Source organism: Nocardioides abyssi (genome assembly GCF_030412915.1).
In the GTDB taxonomy this organism is placed as follows: domain Bacteria; phylum Actinomycetota; class Actinomycetes; order Propionibacteriales; family Nocardioidaceae; genus Nocardioides; species Nocardioides abyssi.
In genome coordinates this window covers 1-279 of record NZ_JAUHJR010000155.1, presented here as the reverse complement: position 1 = coordinate 279, position 279 = coordinate 1, and the positions used below count along the sequence as shown (strand labels likewise).

At 45.5% G+C, this 279-nt stretch carries 1 protein-coding gene; it reads right to left on the bottom strand.

Annotation, left to right across the window (positions count from 1 at the left end; translation table 11 throughout):
• Positions 1-279 (bottom strand): tRNA ligase subunit PheS family protein (locus QWY29_RS20305; protein WP_439117463.1); only part of this gene is annotated, 279 nt, incomplete at both ends.

Sequence of the window (279 nt, the reverse complement as noted above, 5' to 3'; positions counted from 1 at the left end):
ATACGGATAGGAGGCTCTTGATTCTCCATGACACGTGTTTGTACGGAAGAAGTGTGTGTACGAAGCAATACGTCCGGATTATGTTGGATAAAGAAAGTATCCTGCATGTCGCGGGCAGGGTGGTCTTCTGCAAAGTTCAAAGAAGAGAATACATGCCAGTCGTCTTCGATTTCCGGTCCTTCAGCAATGCTGAATCCTAAGCGTCCGAAGATGTCGCAGATTTCTTTCTTTACGAGTGAAAGCGGATGGCGAGTACCTAATTCAATAGGATAGGATGTA